Raw genomic sequence first — 16,585 nt, 5'->3', positions numbered from 1 at the left:
ATTTGCGAAAATTTAGGTGCATGAATCTTATTGAAGAATTACGGTGGAGAGGTTTGATACAGGACATTATGCCTGGTACAGCAGAACAACTGAACAAGGAAATGACTTCCGGTTATATTGGTTTTGACCCTACCGCAGATAGTTTACATATAGGCAGCCTGGTGCCCATATTACTGCTGGTACATATGCAACGGGCAGGGCATAAACCGTATGCGCTGGTTGGTGGTGCAACGGGCATGGTGGGCGACCCCACAGGTAAAAGTGAAGAAAGAAATTTACTGAGCGCTGATGTGTTGGAAAAAAACCAGGCTGGTGTAAAAAAGCAGTTAGCAAAATTTCTCGACTTTGACCCTGCAAAGCCAAATGCAGCAGTAATGGTGAACAATTACGACTGGTTTAAAAATATGGGTTTCCTGGAGTTTATACGCGACGCTGGCAAGCACATTACAGTAAACTATATGATGGCCAAAGACAGCGTAAAGAAACGGCTGCAGGGAGATGCCGGGTTAAGCTTTACAGAGTTTACTTACCAGCTTATACAGGGTTATGACTTTTACTGGCTTTATACCAATATGAACTGCAAGCTGCAGATGGGCGGCAGCGACCAATGGGGCAATATTACTACCGGTACCGAATTCATCAGGCGTAAGGCTGGTGGAGAAGCATTTGCATTTACATGCCCGCTGATGACAAAGGCAGATGGCGGAAAATTTGGTAAAACGGAGAAAGGCAATGTATGGCTGGACCCCGAAAAAACAACCCCTTACCAGTTCTACCAGTTTTGGTTCAATGCATCTGACGATGATGCAAAAAAATGGATCAAGATCTTTACCTTTTTAAAGGAAGATGAGATCAACACCCTTATTGAAGCAAATGACAGCGACCCGGCTGCAAGATTGTTGCAAAAAACACTTGCCAAAGAAATTACCACTTTCGTGCATGGCGAAGACGGCTACCTTTCTGCCATGGAAACAACGCAAAAAATATTTGCCAATAAAAGCGCCGACGCTGACAGCCTGAGCGAACAGGACCTGGAAGAAATGGAAGGCATTGTAAAATGCAGCTTCGATAAAAATGCTTTGGAGACTACAGACATCATCTCCTTCCTGGCAGCGACAAACATATTCCCCAGCAAAGGTGAAGCGAGGAAAACAGTGCAAAACGGCGGGGTAAGCATTAACAGGAAAAAGGTGGAGGATATACAACAAAAAATGACTTTATCGATGTTGTTGCACGGCAGGTACCTGCTGGTACAAAAAGGTAAAAAGAACTTTTACCTTGTTACAGTAGCATAGATAAAATACTTATACGCAAAAAAACAGGCAGTTGATGAATATCACTGCCTGTTGTAGTTTAACAATCCGTCCTTAGTACTTAGTGCGTTTATTTCTGTAGCGTAATGTCTCCAAGATCTGCTGCACCACCTTCTGTAACCTGCACACCTTCTTTAATCACATCTTTATAAGGTTCTACAGCATCGATGTAAATTTTATAGGTGCCAGCTTTGGCATTCTGTATTTCGAACATGCCCTGGTTGATGATTGCTTTTAATGTGTCAGTTGAAGAAAGTGCCCAAACCTGTGAAGCACCGTCGGGAGGAACAACTTTTCCTTTTATTGAACCACCATCAAAATTTTCAAAGGAAACCAATCCTACAAAAAGTGCTGCTAATGCCAGCACACCAATTCTTGTGTTTTTCATGACTGAGCGTTTTTAAACGGCGGCTAATGAACCACCATATTGCGATAAAAAAACAACTACCATGCCAAGAAAATACAGCGTTTCCTGAAATTTTTTCCGCAACAAAATGTGCATTGAAAAGTGCAGAATGCGTGCAAAAGAGTACGTGCAGAAATTTGGAACAGGCTATACCAGGTTGTAGTTTTATATCACATTAGAGCGCAGTAATTAATCTGTAAAAAGAAAGAACACTGGGACTCTGCGGGCTACATTGGTTTCTTACACGAAGCATTCATATGAGCCCCGAAAGCATCGGATTGAGCAGGTGTACATGTTTAGGCAGGTACGCATGTAAAATTTGATGCTTTCTTTATTTATGCTTTTCGAAAACCCCGGTGGTACGTCTTTGCACTTTACCTCCTACCTTCGTAAAAACATTTTCAACGTACAATTGTTTCTTAAACAGCTTTTACCTTTGCTGGCTTTCAATGTTTAACATAAACGTCTGCAATTCGTTCCTGTATTTTACTGCGCCGCATGCCACGCAGCATCGATGATGCATATTGATCTGCCGTACAAGTGAGTGACACAACAGGCGATGACCATTGAACGAAATGCTGACCAACAAATTTTATTATGAAAATACACGATATAAAAACTTTAGGCGAATTAAAGAAGAGTGGCTACAAACCTTTATCGGTTAAGGATGAATTGCGCAAAAACCTGGTGGAGAAAATACGCAATAAAGAAAACACGTTTAACGGCATCATTGGTTATGAAGACACCGTAATACCAGATACAGAAAGGGCGATCCTGAGCAGGCATAACATCCTGTTTCTCGGTTTACGCGGACAGGCAAAAACAAGAATGGCGCGGCAGATGACAGAACTGCTGGATGAATATATACCGGTAGTGCATGGCAGCGAAATAAACGATGACCCGTTAAACCCGCTTAGCAAATATGCAAAGGACCAGATTGCAGAACATGGTGATGATACACCCATTTACTGGCTGCACCGCAGTGAACGGTACGGTGAAAAACTGGCAACACCCGATGTTAGTGTGGCAGATCTTATCGGCGATATTGACCCAATAAAAGCAGCCAACCTGAGACTGAGTTTTGCTGATGAACGTGTAATACACTATGGTATCATTCCACGCAGTAACCGCAGCATTTTTGTGATCAACGAAATACCCGATCTGCAGGCGCGTATACAGGTGGCTCTATTCAACATTCTCGAAGAAGGTGACATACAGATCCGCGGTTTTAAACTGCGTATGCCGCTTGATATTATGTTTGTCTTTACTGCCAACCCCGAAGATTATACCAACCGCGGCAGTATAGTAACGCCTCTTAAAGACCGTATACAAAGCCAGATATTAACACACTACCCCAAAGACATTGAAACATCTTTGTCTATTACAGAGCAGGAAGCAGATATACTTGAAGAACAACAACACGTAAGCGTTAGCGACCTCGTAAAACGCCTGATAGAACAGGTGGCTTTTGAAGCACGTAACAATGAGTACGTAGATAAAAAGAGCGGTGTAAGCGCAAGGCTTACCATCGCTGCATTTGAGAATGCCGTAAGCAGTGCCGAACGCAGGGCTATCATACACGGCGAAAAGGATACACAGGTATGGATAAGCGATCTTGCCGGCATCATACCATCTATTACAGGCAAGATTGAACTGGTGTACGAAGGCGAGCAGGAAGGGCCATACCAGGTAGCGCTCAACCTGCTTGATAAATCTATCCGCTCGCAGTTTATCACCTATTTCCCCAATCCGGAATCGCTTAAAAAAAGGAAGTCAACCGGCAAAGCATCACAGGCACAAAAAGAAGACGACCCTTATAAAGAAATAACCAAATGGTTTGATAAGGGTAATCACCTTGATATGCTTGTGGACATGAAAGATGCTGAAAAAATACAGGCATTGTATAAAGTAGAAGGCCTGTACGGCATTGTAAAAAAGCTGTACCCGCATGCAAACGAAAAAGAAAGCGCGTTACTAATGGAATTTGTGCTGCACGGCCTTGCTGCTTACTCGCTGATCAGTAAAAAAACGATTGAAGGAAAAATTCAGTTTAAAGACCTCATTGGCAGTATGATGAACCTTGGCCAGTTTAGTACAGACGAGGGAGAAGACGATACAGATATCTTTAATGAAGACGATTATAAGTAGGTATATATGATGGGCCCGGCAGTAACTTAAGCATGAAGCTTTGGTTGCGTCGCACACTTGTACTGCAACAAATCATTCAGCACAACCAGGTCGAGTATCCGGCCTGGTTGTTTTTTTATAACAGTAGTATTTTACGGATCATTATGCAATAATATTAACTTCTCTTTCCAGCCCAACACCAAATCTTTCTTTTACACTCGCTACAATTTTAGAAGAAAGATCATATATCTCCCCTCCTGTTGCATTCCCATAGTTAACGAGTACCAGTGCCTGCTTTGCATGACAGCCGGCATCACCTTCCCGGTAACCTTTCCAGCCGCATTGCTCAATAAGCCAGCCGGCTGCAAGCTTGGTGTCATGTGCGCCAAATGCATACCCAACAATCGCCGGGAACGCCTGCTGCAATGCAGTAAACTGCTCGTTGGGTACGGTGGGGTTTTTAAAGAAGCTACCGGCATTGCCAATCTCTTTGGGGTCTGGCAGCTTGCTGCTGCGGATATTGATCACCGCGCTGGAGATAGCCTGTATGGATAAGCTTTGCACATGCATCTTCTCCAGTTCCTGTTCTATTGCACCATACGAAGTATTGAAGACAGGCTTTTTGCGCAGCCTGAAAGTAACATTGAGAATAACAAACTGGTCTTTGTATTTTCTTTTAAACACACTTTCCCTGTATCCAAAAGCACAATCACCCGGCGAAAAATGCACTACTTCCCGGTCGTGCAGGTTGTAAGCTTCCAGTTCATGAAACACATCTTTTATTTCCACGCCATAAGCGCCAATATTTTGCATAGGGCTTGCGCCAACATTCCCCGGAATAAGGCTGAGGTTCTCTACACCGGCATAATTGTGCGCAATGCAATGCAATACAAAGCTGTGCCAGTTCTCCCCTGCCTGCGCCTTTACATAATACCAATCATTGTCTTCGTGTACCAGTTCAATTCCTTTCAGTTCGTTCTTTAAAATCAGTCCGTCAAAATCTTTGGTAAAGAGTACATTGCTGCCGCCGCCAAGCACCATTCGCTGTGTATGTTGCACCTGTTTGGCGTCAATAATACTTTGCAGTTCGTCCACAGCAGTAAAGGTTGAAAAGTACCTGGCTGTTGCAGTAATCCCAAATGTATTAAAAGGCTTTAAAGCAATGTTTTCCTGTATTTGCATGGCGTGTTGTAGATGTGCCTGGAACAATTCCAGTTAGGAAACAGGCGGCTTGCAATCATATGTTTATTGCACAACCTTAAAAGCGGATCGCTATCGTGCTTAGCGCCTACAACTTATCCAGTGCCTGTGTGATGTCGTAAATAATGTCATCAACAAATTCAAGCCCTACAGAAATACGCACCAGTCCCGGCGTTATTCCCACACTCAGGCGTTCTTCCTCACTCAGCTTTGAGTGCGTTGTGCTCGACGGATGAGAAGCAATACTACGCGTATCGCCAAGATTGGCAGTCATAGACAGCATCTGCAGGCTGTTTAAAAACATGCGGCCGCTTTCTACACCGCCTTTTACTTCAAAACAAACAATGCCGCCACCGGCCTTCATTTGTTTAATAGCAATATCGTATTGCGGGTGGCTTTTTAAGAATGGATATTTCACCCACGAAACTTTGGGGTGCTGTTCCAGCGCCTGTGCTACCGTCATTGCATTCTCGCAGTGGCGTTGCAAACGCACATCCAGCGTCTCAAGGCTTTTACTCAATACCCATGCATTAAATGGCGATAACGACGGACCTGTATTCCTGCAGAAAAGATATATCTCACGGATCAGTTTTGCATCACCTACTACTACCCCGCCCAGTACACGCCCCTGCCCGTCGATCCATTTGGTGGCAGAATGCACACTCAGGTGTGCACCATACTTCAAAGGCTGCTGCAGCAATGGTGTGGCAAAGCAATTGTCAACATTCAGTATCAGGTTATGTTTTTTGGCAAACTGTCCTGCCCACTCAAGGTCAATAATTTCCAGTTGCGGGTTGGTTGGCGTTTCCAGGTAGATCATCCTGGTATTGGACTTTACTGCATTTTCCCATGCATCCTTGTCGCCTGCCGCAACAAGTGTACATTCAATACCATACTTTGGCAGAAACTTGGTAACAATGGTAAATGTGCTGCCAAATACAGAACTGCAGCATACAAGATGGTCACCCTGCTTAAGCAGCGAAAAGATGGAACCGAAAACTGCGGCCATACCACTTGCCGTGGCAAAACCTGCTTCCGCATTTTCCAGTGCACACATTTTGGCTACGAACTCGTCTACGGTGGGGTTACTAAAACGGCTGTAAATATTTTCGTCATTTTCTTCTGCAAAAGCACCGCGCATATCTTCCGCAGAATCGAAGGTAAAACTGCTGGTCAGAAACATAGGCGATGAATGCTCCATCTGCCAGGTCTGGTTGCCACGTACACGCACCGCTTTTGATAAAGGATGCAGCTCTCTTTGTTGTTCGCTCATTTAATAAAAACATTTATACAAGATCTGTAAATCCGGTTTCATATATCCCTGCATGCTTTGGCATACATCATCTACGGGTGCACAAAAACATTCCATTTAATGTCTGCACCTGCCGCTTTCAACGTTGCAGATACGGAACAGTATTTCTCCATTGACAAGTCTACGGCTCGTCTCGCTTTTTCTTCATCCACGTTGCCGTAAAGGTGAAAGTCGAGGGTCACATCTTTCCATAATGAAGGTTCTTTGCCTGCTTCACGTTCACCGTTTACGGTCATCTTATAATCACGCACTTCCTGTCGCTGCTTTTTTAAAATACTGATCACATCAATCGCGCTGCATCCAGCCACACCCATCAGCAGCATCTGCATAGGGCGTACACCAAAGTTCTGCCCGCCACTTTCCGGGCTTGTATCCATACGTACTACATGACCGTTCGCATCTGTTGCTTCGAAGCCATAATCGTTTTGTACACGTGCTAATTCAATCGTAACCATACATATAAATTTCGAATGGCGAAGTTATTCCATTTTGCAATAACGTGTGTGCGGTTAATGCCGGGCATTTAGGTAACGGGCAATAGTGCAGGTGGCATCGTCCCTTGTGTCACTCACTTGTACTTGCTGTTCTCTGCGCAGCATGGTGCAGCAGGTGCTGTTTTTTCTACCGGTATCATATGCACACATCATGAATTGCTGTACACGCCAGCAAACACCTTATGCCCGGGTAAAAGTTGTTGCCTGCCGTGCAGCCAACACTGCGTATTTCGTCTTGCTCCCGGTTCCCGCTATAATTCTTCACCATTCATCCTTCGCCGCCATTCGCCTTTTATTCATTAATTTGTGCCGCAAGCTGCTTAAAACATTACATGATTCCTGTCACCGATCAAACTGGTTTTTTAAACGCATACCTGCATGGTCAGTCTTCTGATGATCGCTATACCGGCAATGCTGAACTCCTTGCCAGCTGGAAAACATTCTTTGCATCATTTACCGGTCTGGGCACGGAAGAAATAGCCAACCGCAGCCAGGACATGATGCGTTTTCTGAAAGAGAATGGTGTTACCTACAATATTTACGGCGATCCGTCAGGTGCCAACCGTACATGGGATCTGGACATTATTCCTTTCCTTATCACCAAAGATGAATGGGCAAGTATTGAGGCAGGTCTCAAACAACGCAGCACGTTATTTGACCTTGTCCTCAAAGATATTTACGGCGAACAGCAACTGGTAAAAGAAGGCATATTGCCCATGGAGATCGTGTACAACCACCACGGCTTCATCAGGGAATGTTGTGGCATACAATTACCGGGTGCGCACAATCTCGTCGTTTACGCGGCAGATATGGCGCGCAGTGTAGATGGCAAAATATGGATATTGAACGACAGAACCCAGGCACCGTCCGGCTCCGGTTATGCCCTGGAAAACCGCCTGGCCATGGCACGCATTGTGCCCGAACTGTTCAGTGGGTTAAAAGTAAAAAGACTGTCGCCCTATTACAACACGTTGAGGAATGCCCTTACCCGTATTGCTCCACAACAAAACCGGCAACCGCGGATCGTGATACTTACACCCGGGCCCAGCAACGAAACATACTTTGAACATTCTTTCCTGTCTTCGCACCTGGGCTTTACCCTGGTACAGGGCGACGACCTGATGGTTAAAGATAATTGCGTATGGCTGAAGACACTGGGCGGCCTCGAAAAGGTAGATGTAATACTCCGCAGGGTAGATGATATGTATTGCGATCCACTGGAGCTGAAAGAAGATTCCCAGTTGGGTGTACCGGGGCTTTTACAAGCCGTTCGTGCAGGTAATGTAAGCATTGCAAACCCCTTGGGCAGCAGTGTGGTGGAAAACCCCGGGTTGATGCCTTTTCTGCCTGCTATAGCAAAACACTTCCTGGGTGAAGACCTGAAGCTTCCCAACATTGCGTCATGGTGGTGCGGGCAACCAACAGAATTGCAATATGTGCTGGACAATCTTTCCACGCTGGTCATTAAAAGAATTTTCCGTGAGTCGTTTAAACGCACCTCCGTCGATGCTACATTACTCAGTGCATCCGAACTAAAAGAATTGAAACAAAGCATACAGGCCAAACCGCATTTGTATGTGGGCCAGGAAAAAGTAAACTTCTCCTCCTCGCCCTCTTTTGCAGAAGGCAATATCGCGCCATGCCATGCATTATTCAGAAGTTTTGTTGTGAGCGATAATGGCGGGTATACGGTAATGAACGGCGGCTTAACAAGAACTTCTCTTGACGAAAATAACATCATCATTTCTAACCAGCTTGGTGGTTTCAGCAAAGACACCTGGATATTATCAGGCGGCGAAACCAGTAGTTTCAACGCTAAGAAAGAGCAGGAATATACACCTGGCAACCGGCAGCCTTACAAACAGGAAGACCTGCCAAGCCGTACAGCCGAAAATCTTTTCTGGGTGGGCCGCTATGCAGAAAGGGTGCTCGGCAACGCCCGTTTTCAGCGTACCATCATGCAGTTTGTAGGCGAAGCCAACAAAGCTTTTATGGAGAACGATCTTACCCTGAAAAAATGCCTGTTAAGGGCACTTACACTATATACACATACATATCCGGGCTTTGCTGGTGAAGGAAGTGAAGCCAAAATAAAAGAGCCATGGAAAGAGCTGGCCGATCTGCTCTTTAACAACAACCGCGTGGGAAGTCTCGGTTACAACATTGTTTCATTCACGCGTGCTGTACATGCAGTAAGGGACCACTGGTCTACCGATACCTGGCGGGTACTGCGTGAAATGGAAGAAGCATGGCAAACCGCTGCGGCAGCCAAACACACAGGGCATTATAAACTGCTGGGCGCCGTAGACAACCTCATCACCTCCATGATGGCCTTCATCAGCCTTAACCGCGAAAGCATTTCACGGGACCAGGGATGGACCTTGCTGGATACCGGCCGCAAGACCGAACAAAGCGTGCTGCTGATCGCAATGTTGCGTTCTGCACTTGTAGCAAAGCAGGATGAGCAGGTGGAACATATTTTACAGGAAGCAGTCTTAAACAGCAATGAAAGCCTCGTAAACTATCGCTTTAAATATCGTGCACACCTGCAGTTACCACTGGTACTCGATCTCATGCTGCTGGACCCCAACAATCCAAGATCGCTGGTTTACCAGGTGGAAAGACTAAAGGCATACCTTTCCGGCTTACCGAAGAAAAATGCGGGTCACGAACTCACAGAACATGAAAGACTTGCACTGGAAGCTTTTAGTATGATTAAACTGGCAGACAAAGACCAACTGTCTGTAGCTGATAAAAACAGCAACAGTTATAAAAAGCTGGATGAGTTTCTTACCAAAATGAATATGCTGTTGTACAACATCTCCAATGTTGTTTCAAAAACTTATTTCAGGCATGCAGAAACACAGCAACAATTATTCAGGTCTAAACTTTAAACAAATAATGCTGCACGCATTATGCAATACCAGGTAACCCATACAACAGAATACGAGTATCACCAGCCGGTAAGTATTTGCCATAATGTGGCGAAATTATTCCTGCGCGATACCTCCGATCAAAGCTGCAGGAAGACGCTCATAAAAATTTCCCCGGAGCCCGAAATAAAAAATGAATACACAGATTTTTTTGGTAATAAGACGCTTTATTTCGCCATACAGCATGAGCACAAACATTTGCGTGTTACCGTTACTTCAATAATCGATAAAAAACCGGGCGTTAATAACGCACCTGAACTGTTTACCAACACAGCATGGGAAGAGGTGCAGCAACAGATTGCAACCAACGGCGAGGCAGATTTCAGTGCCCGGCAGTATGTAGCAGAAACGGCCATTACACAGGCATCAGAACAAATCAGGGCTTATTCGCTGCAGTCTTTTACACCCGGACGTTCCATGCTGGCCGCTGCGAAAGAATTAATGCAGCGTATTCATACAGATTTTCAGTTCGTACCTGGTTTTACCACGGTGGCCACACCATTAGATGTAGTCATGAAAGAGCGCAAAGGAGTTTGCCAGGATTTTGCACACCTCGCTATTGCATGCATACGCGCTGTTGGCTTACCGGCCCGTTATGTAAGCGGCTACCTCGAAACGCTGCCTCCACCGGGCAAAGAAAAACTTACAGGCGTAGATGCATCGCATGCATGGTTTGCTGTGTATATGCCCAACCAGGGCTGGCTCGATTTTGATCCCACCAATAACATGATCCCCGCAGCACAGCACATTACCATTGGCTGGGGCAGAGACTATGCAGATATTACACCGCTCAAAGGTGTGATCCTCAGCAGCGGCCCACACCGGCTGCATGTTTCAGTAGATGTAAAAAGACTGGGATAATTTTTTGGTACCCGGCAGTTGAATAAGAATGTAGCTTTTGTTGCGTCGCACTCTTGTACGCCCGGCACATTATTCAGCAAACGCGAAGACCAAAGCGAATGATTGCTTATGGTTGCGCAGCAGGTATAATAACATGAATGGCTTTTGGTAAAACCGTGGCCTGTATTTCATTTACCTTACCAAGGTACTCGCCATCTACCTGGAAATGTACCGGCCGCCTCGATTGTATATGAATGTCTTTTACCTGGTGTACCTCTGTTTTTGCCGGATCATATGGTGAATGCGTAAACATCATTTTAAAAATTTCACGCACGGAAAACTGTTTGATCACAATGATTTCGAATAAATCATCTTCCAGGCTGCCGCCGGGGTTTATCAATGCGCCGGTACCATAACGCGTAGCGTTGGCAAGCACCACCATTTCTGCACTTTTACGCTGCGTAGACGATGGCATCTTTAATTCCACTTCCATTTTTTTCCGATGCATAAAAACACTCCAGCAGGCTTTTACATAGCCCCACATACCGCGTGAATCAAGTGTTTCAAACTTCCTGATCATGTACGCGTTGAAACCTATATCGCTCAGGTGAATGCATAATTCGTCATTCACTTTTATAAGATGAATTTCGTGCACCTCCCCTTCAGTAATATTTTGCAAAGCAGTTTCTACATCAGGTATATTGAACTCTTTGGCCATACCATTTGCAGAACCTGCAGGAACTATTGCCAGCGGAACCTTGTTTTCTGTAATACACTCAGCTACAAGCTTAACCGTTCCATCACCGCCAACAGCAACTACCCTGTCTGGCACTATTTTTTTTATATACTCCTGTATAGAGGTTACTTTACAATCTTCTTTTAACTCGAAAAAAAATAAATGGTGTGGTGTTGCAGCAAAGAAAGTTTCAATGGTTGTTTGCCAGTCTTCGTTATTGGAACCGGAGTTATTGTTGACAACGAACAACAATTTTAAAGCTTCCTTTTGTTGCATAATATAAACGGCATCTTTTAAGAACGATATTGATAATGGAAATAAAAGTTTATCACGGCTACGGACACGAAAACGACCTGATTGTTTTTGGGCATGTACTTGAAGCCAGCAAAAGCCAGCAACAAACATTTACAAATAGCGTGCTCAAAAATATGGTGCAACTGGTAAAGCTGTTCGTGGTAAAGCCTGTTGGCGGTATAAAAGTGCGGCTGCAATGGAACAATACGTGGTACGAAACGACTACCGCTAAAGATGGCTTCTTTCGCTTTGAATGGCAATCTGAAACTTCAACGCCTGCAGGCTGGCACACCGTAAGCGTAGAAGCTACCGGCACAGGTAACAGCCTGCTGGCTACCGGTGAGGGCAAAATATTTATTCCACACATTGCCCAGCATGTGTTCATTTCAGATATAGACGACACCATCCTGGTATCTCACTCCGCCACGGTGATCAAAAGGCTGAGGGTTTTGCTGAGTAAAAATCCGCACACGCGAAAACCTTTTGAAGATGTGGTAGCACATTATAACCTGCTTGCAAAAGCAAACAGGCAAGATGCGGTGCCCAACCCTTTCTTCTATGTATCGAGCAGCGAGTGGAACCTGTATGATTACCTGAATGAATTCTTTGCATTCAACGGTTTGCCTAAAGGCGCATTTTTACTGAATGCCATAAAGAAGCTGCACGAACTGGTAAAAACCGGCAAAACAAAACATGAAGGGAAGTTTATGCGTATAGCCAGGATCATTAAAACATTTCCCAACCAGCAGTTTGTATTACTGGGCGATAATTCCCAAAAAGACCCATCTATCTATGCGGCAGTTACTGAAGGCTTCCCGGGAAATGTGTATGCCGTTTACATCAGGAACGTACACAAGGAAAAAGTGCAGGAAACGCAGGAGATACTGGCCGGCATGGAACAGCGGGGTGTAAAAACCTGCTTCTATACAGGCAGCCCTGAAGCTATTGAACACTCCCGGATGATCGGGCTGATTTGAATAGAGCGAAACGTTCATAACAGCTTTCGCTGAGGTCTTCGCTTTGCCCAATAATGCTTAAACCGTACAAGAGTGCGACGCAACGGAAGCTCAATAGCAGTGCTGCAGCCCGGCTCATCATGCTTCACGCACCACTGAATTTTGTACGGCAGCATTTTCCCTTACCACGCGGTGAATGAATCTCATTTTTTCTTTTACGGACTGTGTAATGACAAAAGGATAAATGTCTTTTAAACCCATACTGCGATTGAGACTGTTCATGGCAAAAGTGAGTGGCAGCCATGTTTGAATAATGGTATCAAAATCTTCTATGGAATAGGGGTCTTTTTTTATTTCTGTATGCAGTTTGCGGGATTCTGCAACCAGCGGATGCACACTCATTCCAAAAGAATAAGCTGTTTCAAGCGTATCGATGATGTGCATGTAGTGGGCCCATGTTTCTGCCCAGTCTTCCCACGGATGCATGGTTGCATAAGCGCTTATATAATGTTCGTTCCAGTTGGCGGGAGCGCCTTCGTTGTAATGTTGCTGCAACGCCTCGCCGTAATCGAGTGTATCATCTCCAAACAAAGTCCTGAAAGTTTGCAGGTGGCTGGTATTTGCAATAAGCCTGTCCCAGTAATAATGGCCGATTTCGTGACGAAAATGACCGAGTACCGTTCTGTAAATTTCATCCATTTGTTTTCTTGCCATTTCCCGCTCTATATCGTCTGCTTCGGCAATGTTAAGTGTAATTACACCATTGTCGTGGCCGGTCATTACCCGTTCGTTATCATTCGTTGATTCATCTGCTTTGAAATCAAACACCAAACCGGTAGCATCATTGACGAGTTTGTTGTAAACCGGTAGTTTCATGCTTAAAAGCTGGTATACGAGCCGGTGTTTGGCTACTTCGATGGTGCGCCAGCGTTCCTGTAACTGAGGCTGCGTAATATCAGGAATGGTGCGGTTCAGCTCGCAGGCCGTACAAAAACCTGTTAGGCTATCGGCAGGCACCAGCCAGTTACAAACATTGTGTTGATGATTGTTACAATACCTGAAAACCATTTTTTTCCTTTTGTGGGTGAAAGACAAAAGGCCATTATTTTCCACAGTAAGTGCTACGGGTTGCAGCTTTTCTGCCACAAAACCCAGCGGCGCATTACAGTTGTTGCAAAAGGTATTTTCGAAATATACGGGCTGGTTGCAGTTGGTGCACTTAAAGAGTTTCATAATAATGCTGCTGATTGCAAATGATCTGCCAAATGCGTAAAAGACTGCATCGTGCCGGTATAGCCAGGCAAAACAACAGCAGGTCATCCAAATGCCCGGTGATTTTTATGTATGAAAACCACGACTGGCAGTCATTTCATTACGCAGGTATTTTCTCAACCAGCACTTCATTACCTTTCCTGTTATAATACGAGCAGGTCATAGCATGTAAACATACAAACCACTTTTCAACGCCATTCACTGCGCAGTCCTTACAAAAATCAACATAACCGGTTTTACCCTGCTGGTGGGCCTTTAGCGCCGCTTCAAAGGCTGGTTGGTTATACACATCTGCAATAACCAATGCTGTGTACATTGGCGCTGATTGTGTTTGATAATTGTTTGCACCCATGTAAAGTGTATGGCTGTCTTCTACCCATGTTTCAAATGCTGTAACACCCAATTGTTTAATGGTTTTAATGTAACCCGGAAAGTCTTCGCCGGATTTTACGAGGCTGTGCGCCGCTTTAATTTGCTCCACTGTAAACATGCTGAAAATTTTGTTGTATTAATAGCGCAAAAGTGGAGCAAACGTAACAGTTGCAATTGTAAAAAATCGTTTATTTACTGCAACCGTTTAAAAGCTTCAGGTGTATCACCGGTAAATTGGCGGAAGTCTTTTATAAAATGCGCCTGGTCGAAAAAATTGTTTTCATAGCAGATGTCGCTTAGCGATTTAGCACTGCCGAGTGCTTTCAACACTGTATTAAACCGTACAATAGAAGCAAACTTTTTTGGTGTGGTGCCTACAAGTTTTCGAAACCTTTTTTCAAAAGGGCTCTGGCTGATGTACAGCCTGCGGTGTAGTTGACTGATTTTAATTGCACCCTTTGAATCGTAGATCATGCGAACAGCTTCCATAATAAGTTTATCGTGCGCTTTCTCTTTTAGTTCCGCCAGTAAAAACTGCTCCACCACCCGGATGCGCTGAACAGTTGTTTTTGCCTGCGCCAGTTTCTCTTTTACATCATCGATCTTTTGCCGGTGAAAAATATTTTCCAGCGATACCTGCAGGTTAAACAATTCATTGGCAGGCGCATTTGCAAAATGGGCAAAACCGGTTACTGTAAAATAGACCAGGATGGTGCCTATGCTACCGGCATGTGCAAATATCCTGTACCGGTCTGCAATACCTGTAATGCCTGCAGAAGCCAGGAATGTTGGTGTATGATCTTCCATAACTGCAAGCTGCCCGTTGTATTGAAAACCGATGACCATACCGGCAGCAGGCAATACTTTGTAGGTATGTGCTGCCGGGTTTTCTGATACCACGTAGTACCTGATGTAAGGTTTTAAATGCGCTGCCGGTAAAAACTGCTCAAATCTCATTGCTGATATCTTTTCCAAAAACAAGCTCGTAACCGTTATTATCCAGGATGGAAAAGTCACGCATCTTGTAGGCTCTGTTTGCGATTGTTGTTTTTATTACAGCCACATCTTTGACTGCTTCCCATAGTTCATCAACATGATCGGTCGTTATAAAAATACTACCGGTTAACACAGGTTTTCGAAAAAAGCCTGTTTCGTCACCTGTATCGCATGCTGTACGATCATCCTGCGGCACGATGAACATGAGTTCTACCTCATCCCTTGTTAAGGAAACAAAGCCCGGGAAATTACCAACGCCTTTAAAGCCCAACACAGTTTCGTAAAACCAGATCGTGGCATCCAGGTCTTTTGTCCATAAAATGGGGCTCAACTTTTTCATTGTTATAATAAGCGCGGGCTAAACATCTTTACATATGAAAGATATTGAATTTATGGCCGTCAGGATCAGCGAAAACAAACCCATAATAACCTTCGCCAAAAGCAGCCGGCTCTGTAACCATTTGCCCGCCGGCATTTCTAACTGCTTCGGCCCATTCATGCACTTCTGCTATACTATTAGCAGAAAGGGTAAAAATGATCTCGTTGCCTTTTTCCAGGTCAGCAATCTCACCACCGATGTTTGACTGTAATACCTCTTTTAAAAAGAAATGGATTACAAAATCATCATCGCCCACCAGGAAACTGGTTAAGTCTTTTGATACGCCATTTGGCCGAAAACCCAATGCTGTATAAAAAGCGGTTGTTCTTGCAAGGTCAGCAACTGCAAAGTTTGCCCATATCTTTTTTGTATGCATAACATTCTTTTAGTGTGTATAAAAATGATCGTCAAAATTAGTTTGTTCGCCAAAGAACCGCCCGGGTTAATTGCGGCAATATAGAGGTCAACTGCGCAATAGCTGGCAGCCCGTTAACCCTCACAAAATTGAAAAATGCTGTACTTAACTGCATTGCTGCTATCGGCTTTGGTTGTGTCACTCACTTGTACGGCTGGTTCGCTTTGCAACATAGTGCGGCCTTCCTTCATTTCACAAGCAGGTGCTTAACATTGCTGTTACTATACTTTCAGTATTCTGTATCACAAATATTGCTGGCCGACTTTAAAGCTGCATAGCATAAAACAAAACGCTGCAGCTGCCATGTAAAACGGAACGTTGAACCGAGCGTGGCAACAGGCGATGCCACATGAACTACAGCTGACTAACACATGTCTTGCTTCTCAAATTTAAAAGGCGGGTGTATAATACGCTACCTGTTGCATGCATGCAGCAATTAATACCTCACTGTTTCACACAATCGCTGCCCGGCGTGGTGCAACGCTTACTGTTTTTGTATAAATATAGCTGTGGCTCAATCATTGTTACCATAGCAGTGAA

General features: G+C 44.6%; 15 protein-coding genes. 5 read left to right on the top strand and 10 right to left on the bottom strand.

The window, feature by feature from the left end; genetic code table 11:
- Nucleotides 1–20 precede the first annotated feature (20 nt).
- Nucleotides 21–1,295, top strand: a complete 1,275-nt coding sequence (gene tyrS, locus I5907_RS14220; protein ID WP_196991479.1) for a tyrosine--tRNA ligase — start codon at nt 21–23, stop codon at nt 1,293–1,295.
- Nucleotides 1,296–1,383: 88 nt separating this feature from the next.
- Here tyrS and I5907_RS14215 read toward each other — a convergent pair whose 3' ends face one another.
- Entirely contained in the window at nt 1,384–1,701 is a 318-nt protein-coding gene (locus I5907_RS14215; protein WP_196991478.1) for a peptidase associated/transthyretin-like domain-containing protein, read from the bottom strand.
- A gap of 615 nt (nt 1,702–2,316) precedes the next feature.
- On the opposite strand from I5907_RS14215, the gene I5907_RS14210 reads away from it, so the two are divergent.
- A complete protein-coding gene (locus I5907_RS14210) occupies nt 2,317–3,867 on the top strand; it encodes a magnesium chelatase (protein ID WP_196991477.1) in 1,551 nt (516 codons plus the stop codon).
- Between the two features lie 141 nt (nt 3,868–4,008).
- On the opposite strand, the gene murB is transcribed toward I5907_RS14210, so the two are convergent.
- From murB to I5907_RS14195, 3 genes are all read right to left on the bottom strand, one after another.
- Nucleotides 4,009–5,055, bottom strand: a complete 1,047-nt coding sequence (murB, locus tag I5907_RS14205) for a UDP-N-acetylmuramate dehydrogenase (protein ID WP_283016280.1) — start codon at nt 5,053–5,055, stop codon at nt 4,009–4,011.
- Nucleotides 5,056–5,134: 79 nt separating this feature from the next.
- Entirely contained in the window at nt 5,135–6,319 is a 1,185-nt protein-coding gene (locus I5907_RS14200; RefSeq protein ID WP_196991475.1) for a trans-sulfuration enzyme family protein, read from the bottom strand.
- A gap of 71 nt (nt 6,320–6,390) precedes the next feature.
- The gene (locus tag I5907_RS14195) at nt 6,391–6,813 is read right to left on the bottom strand and encodes an OsmC family protein (RefSeq protein WP_196991474.1); all 423 of its coding nucleotides are present in this window, start codon (nt 6,811–6,813) and stop codon (nt 6,391–6,393) included.
- A gap of 371 nt (nt 6,814–7,184) precedes the next feature.
- On the opposite strand from I5907_RS14195, the gene I5907_RS14190 reads away from it, so the two are divergent.
- Both I5907_RS14190 and I5907_RS14185 read left to right on the top strand, forming a co-directional pair.
- Nucleotides 7,185–9,746 (top strand): circularly permuted type 2 ATP-grasp protein, encoded by a 2,562-nt coding sequence (locus tag I5907_RS14190; RefSeq protein WP_196991473.1) that lies wholly within the window; start codon nt 7,185–7,187, stop codon nt 9,744–9,746.
- 21 nt (nt 9,747–9,767) lie between these two features.
- On the top strand, nt 9,768–10,646 hold the full coding sequence (locus tag I5907_RS14185) for a transglutaminase family protein (RefSeq protein ID WP_196991472.1): 879 nt from the start codon (nt 9,768–9,770) through the stop codon (nt 10,644–10,646).
- Between the two features lie 106 nt (nt 10,647–10,752).
- Here I5907_RS14185 and I5907_RS14180 read toward each other — a convergent pair whose 3' ends face one another.
- Nucleotides 10,753–11,637 (bottom strand): diacylglycerol/lipid kinase family protein, encoded by an 885-nt coding sequence (locus tag I5907_RS14180; protein ID WP_196991471.1) that lies wholly within the window; start codon nt 11,635–11,637, stop codon nt 10,753–10,755.
- A gap of 35 nt (nt 11,638–11,672) precedes the next feature.
- Here I5907_RS14180 and I5907_RS14175 point away from each other — a divergent pair, with 35 nt between their 5' ends.
- Nucleotides 11,673–12,632: an App1 family protein phosphatidate phosphatase gene (locus tag I5907_RS14175; RefSeq protein ID WP_196991470.1), complete on the top strand. Its 960-nt coding sequence runs from the start codon at nt 11,673–11,675 to the stop codon at nt 12,630–12,632.
- Nucleotides 12,633–12,749: 117 nt separating this feature from the next.
- Here I5907_RS14175 and I5907_RS14170 read toward each other — a convergent pair whose 3' ends face one another.
- The 5 genes from I5907_RS14170 to I5907_RS14150 form a co-directional block, all read right to left on the bottom strand.
- Nucleotides 12,750–13,844, bottom strand: coding sequence for a zinc-binding metallopeptidase family protein (locus I5907_RS14170; protein ID WP_196991469.1), 1,095 nt, complete (start codon nt 13,842–13,844; stop codon nt 12,750–12,752).
- A gap of 139 nt (nt 13,845–13,983) precedes the next feature.
- Complete coding sequence (locus I5907_RS14165) at nt 13,984–14,373, bottom strand: DUF1398 domain-containing protein (protein WP_196991468.1); 390 nt, start codon at nt 14,371–14,373, stop codon at nt 13,984–13,986.
- Between the two features lie 74 nt (nt 14,374–14,447).
- Nucleotides 14,448–15,212 carry a helix-turn-helix domain-containing protein gene (locus I5907_RS14160; protein ID WP_196991467.1) on the bottom strand — a complete coding sequence of 255 codons (765 nt, stop codon included), beginning with the start codon at nt 15,210–15,212 and terminating at the stop codon, nt 14,448–14,450.
- Nucleotides 15,202–15,591 (bottom strand): VOC family protein, encoded by a 390-nt coding sequence (locus I5907_RS14155; protein ID WP_196991466.1) that lies wholly within the window; start codon nt 15,589–15,591, stop codon nt 15,202–15,204. The genes I5907_RS14160 and I5907_RS14155 overlap by 11 nt, the downstream gene beginning before the upstream one ends.
- Nucleotides 15,592–15,619: 28 nt before the next feature.
- Nucleotides 15,620–16,006 carry a VOC family protein gene (locus tag I5907_RS14150; RefSeq protein ID WP_196991465.1) on the bottom strand — a complete coding sequence of 129 codons (387 nt, stop codon included), beginning with the start codon at nt 16,004–16,006 and terminating at the stop codon, nt 15,620–15,622.
- Nucleotides 16,007–16,585 lie beyond the last annotated feature (579 nt).

This window comes from Panacibacter microcysteis (assembly GCF_015831355.1).
Classification (GTDB): domain Bacteria; phylum Bacteroidota; class Bacteroidia; order Chitinophagales; family Chitinophagaceae; genus Panacibacter; species Panacibacter microcysteis.
Note: the sequence above shows the minus strand (reverse complement) of the source record. Positions and strands in the feature narration are given on the sequence as shown.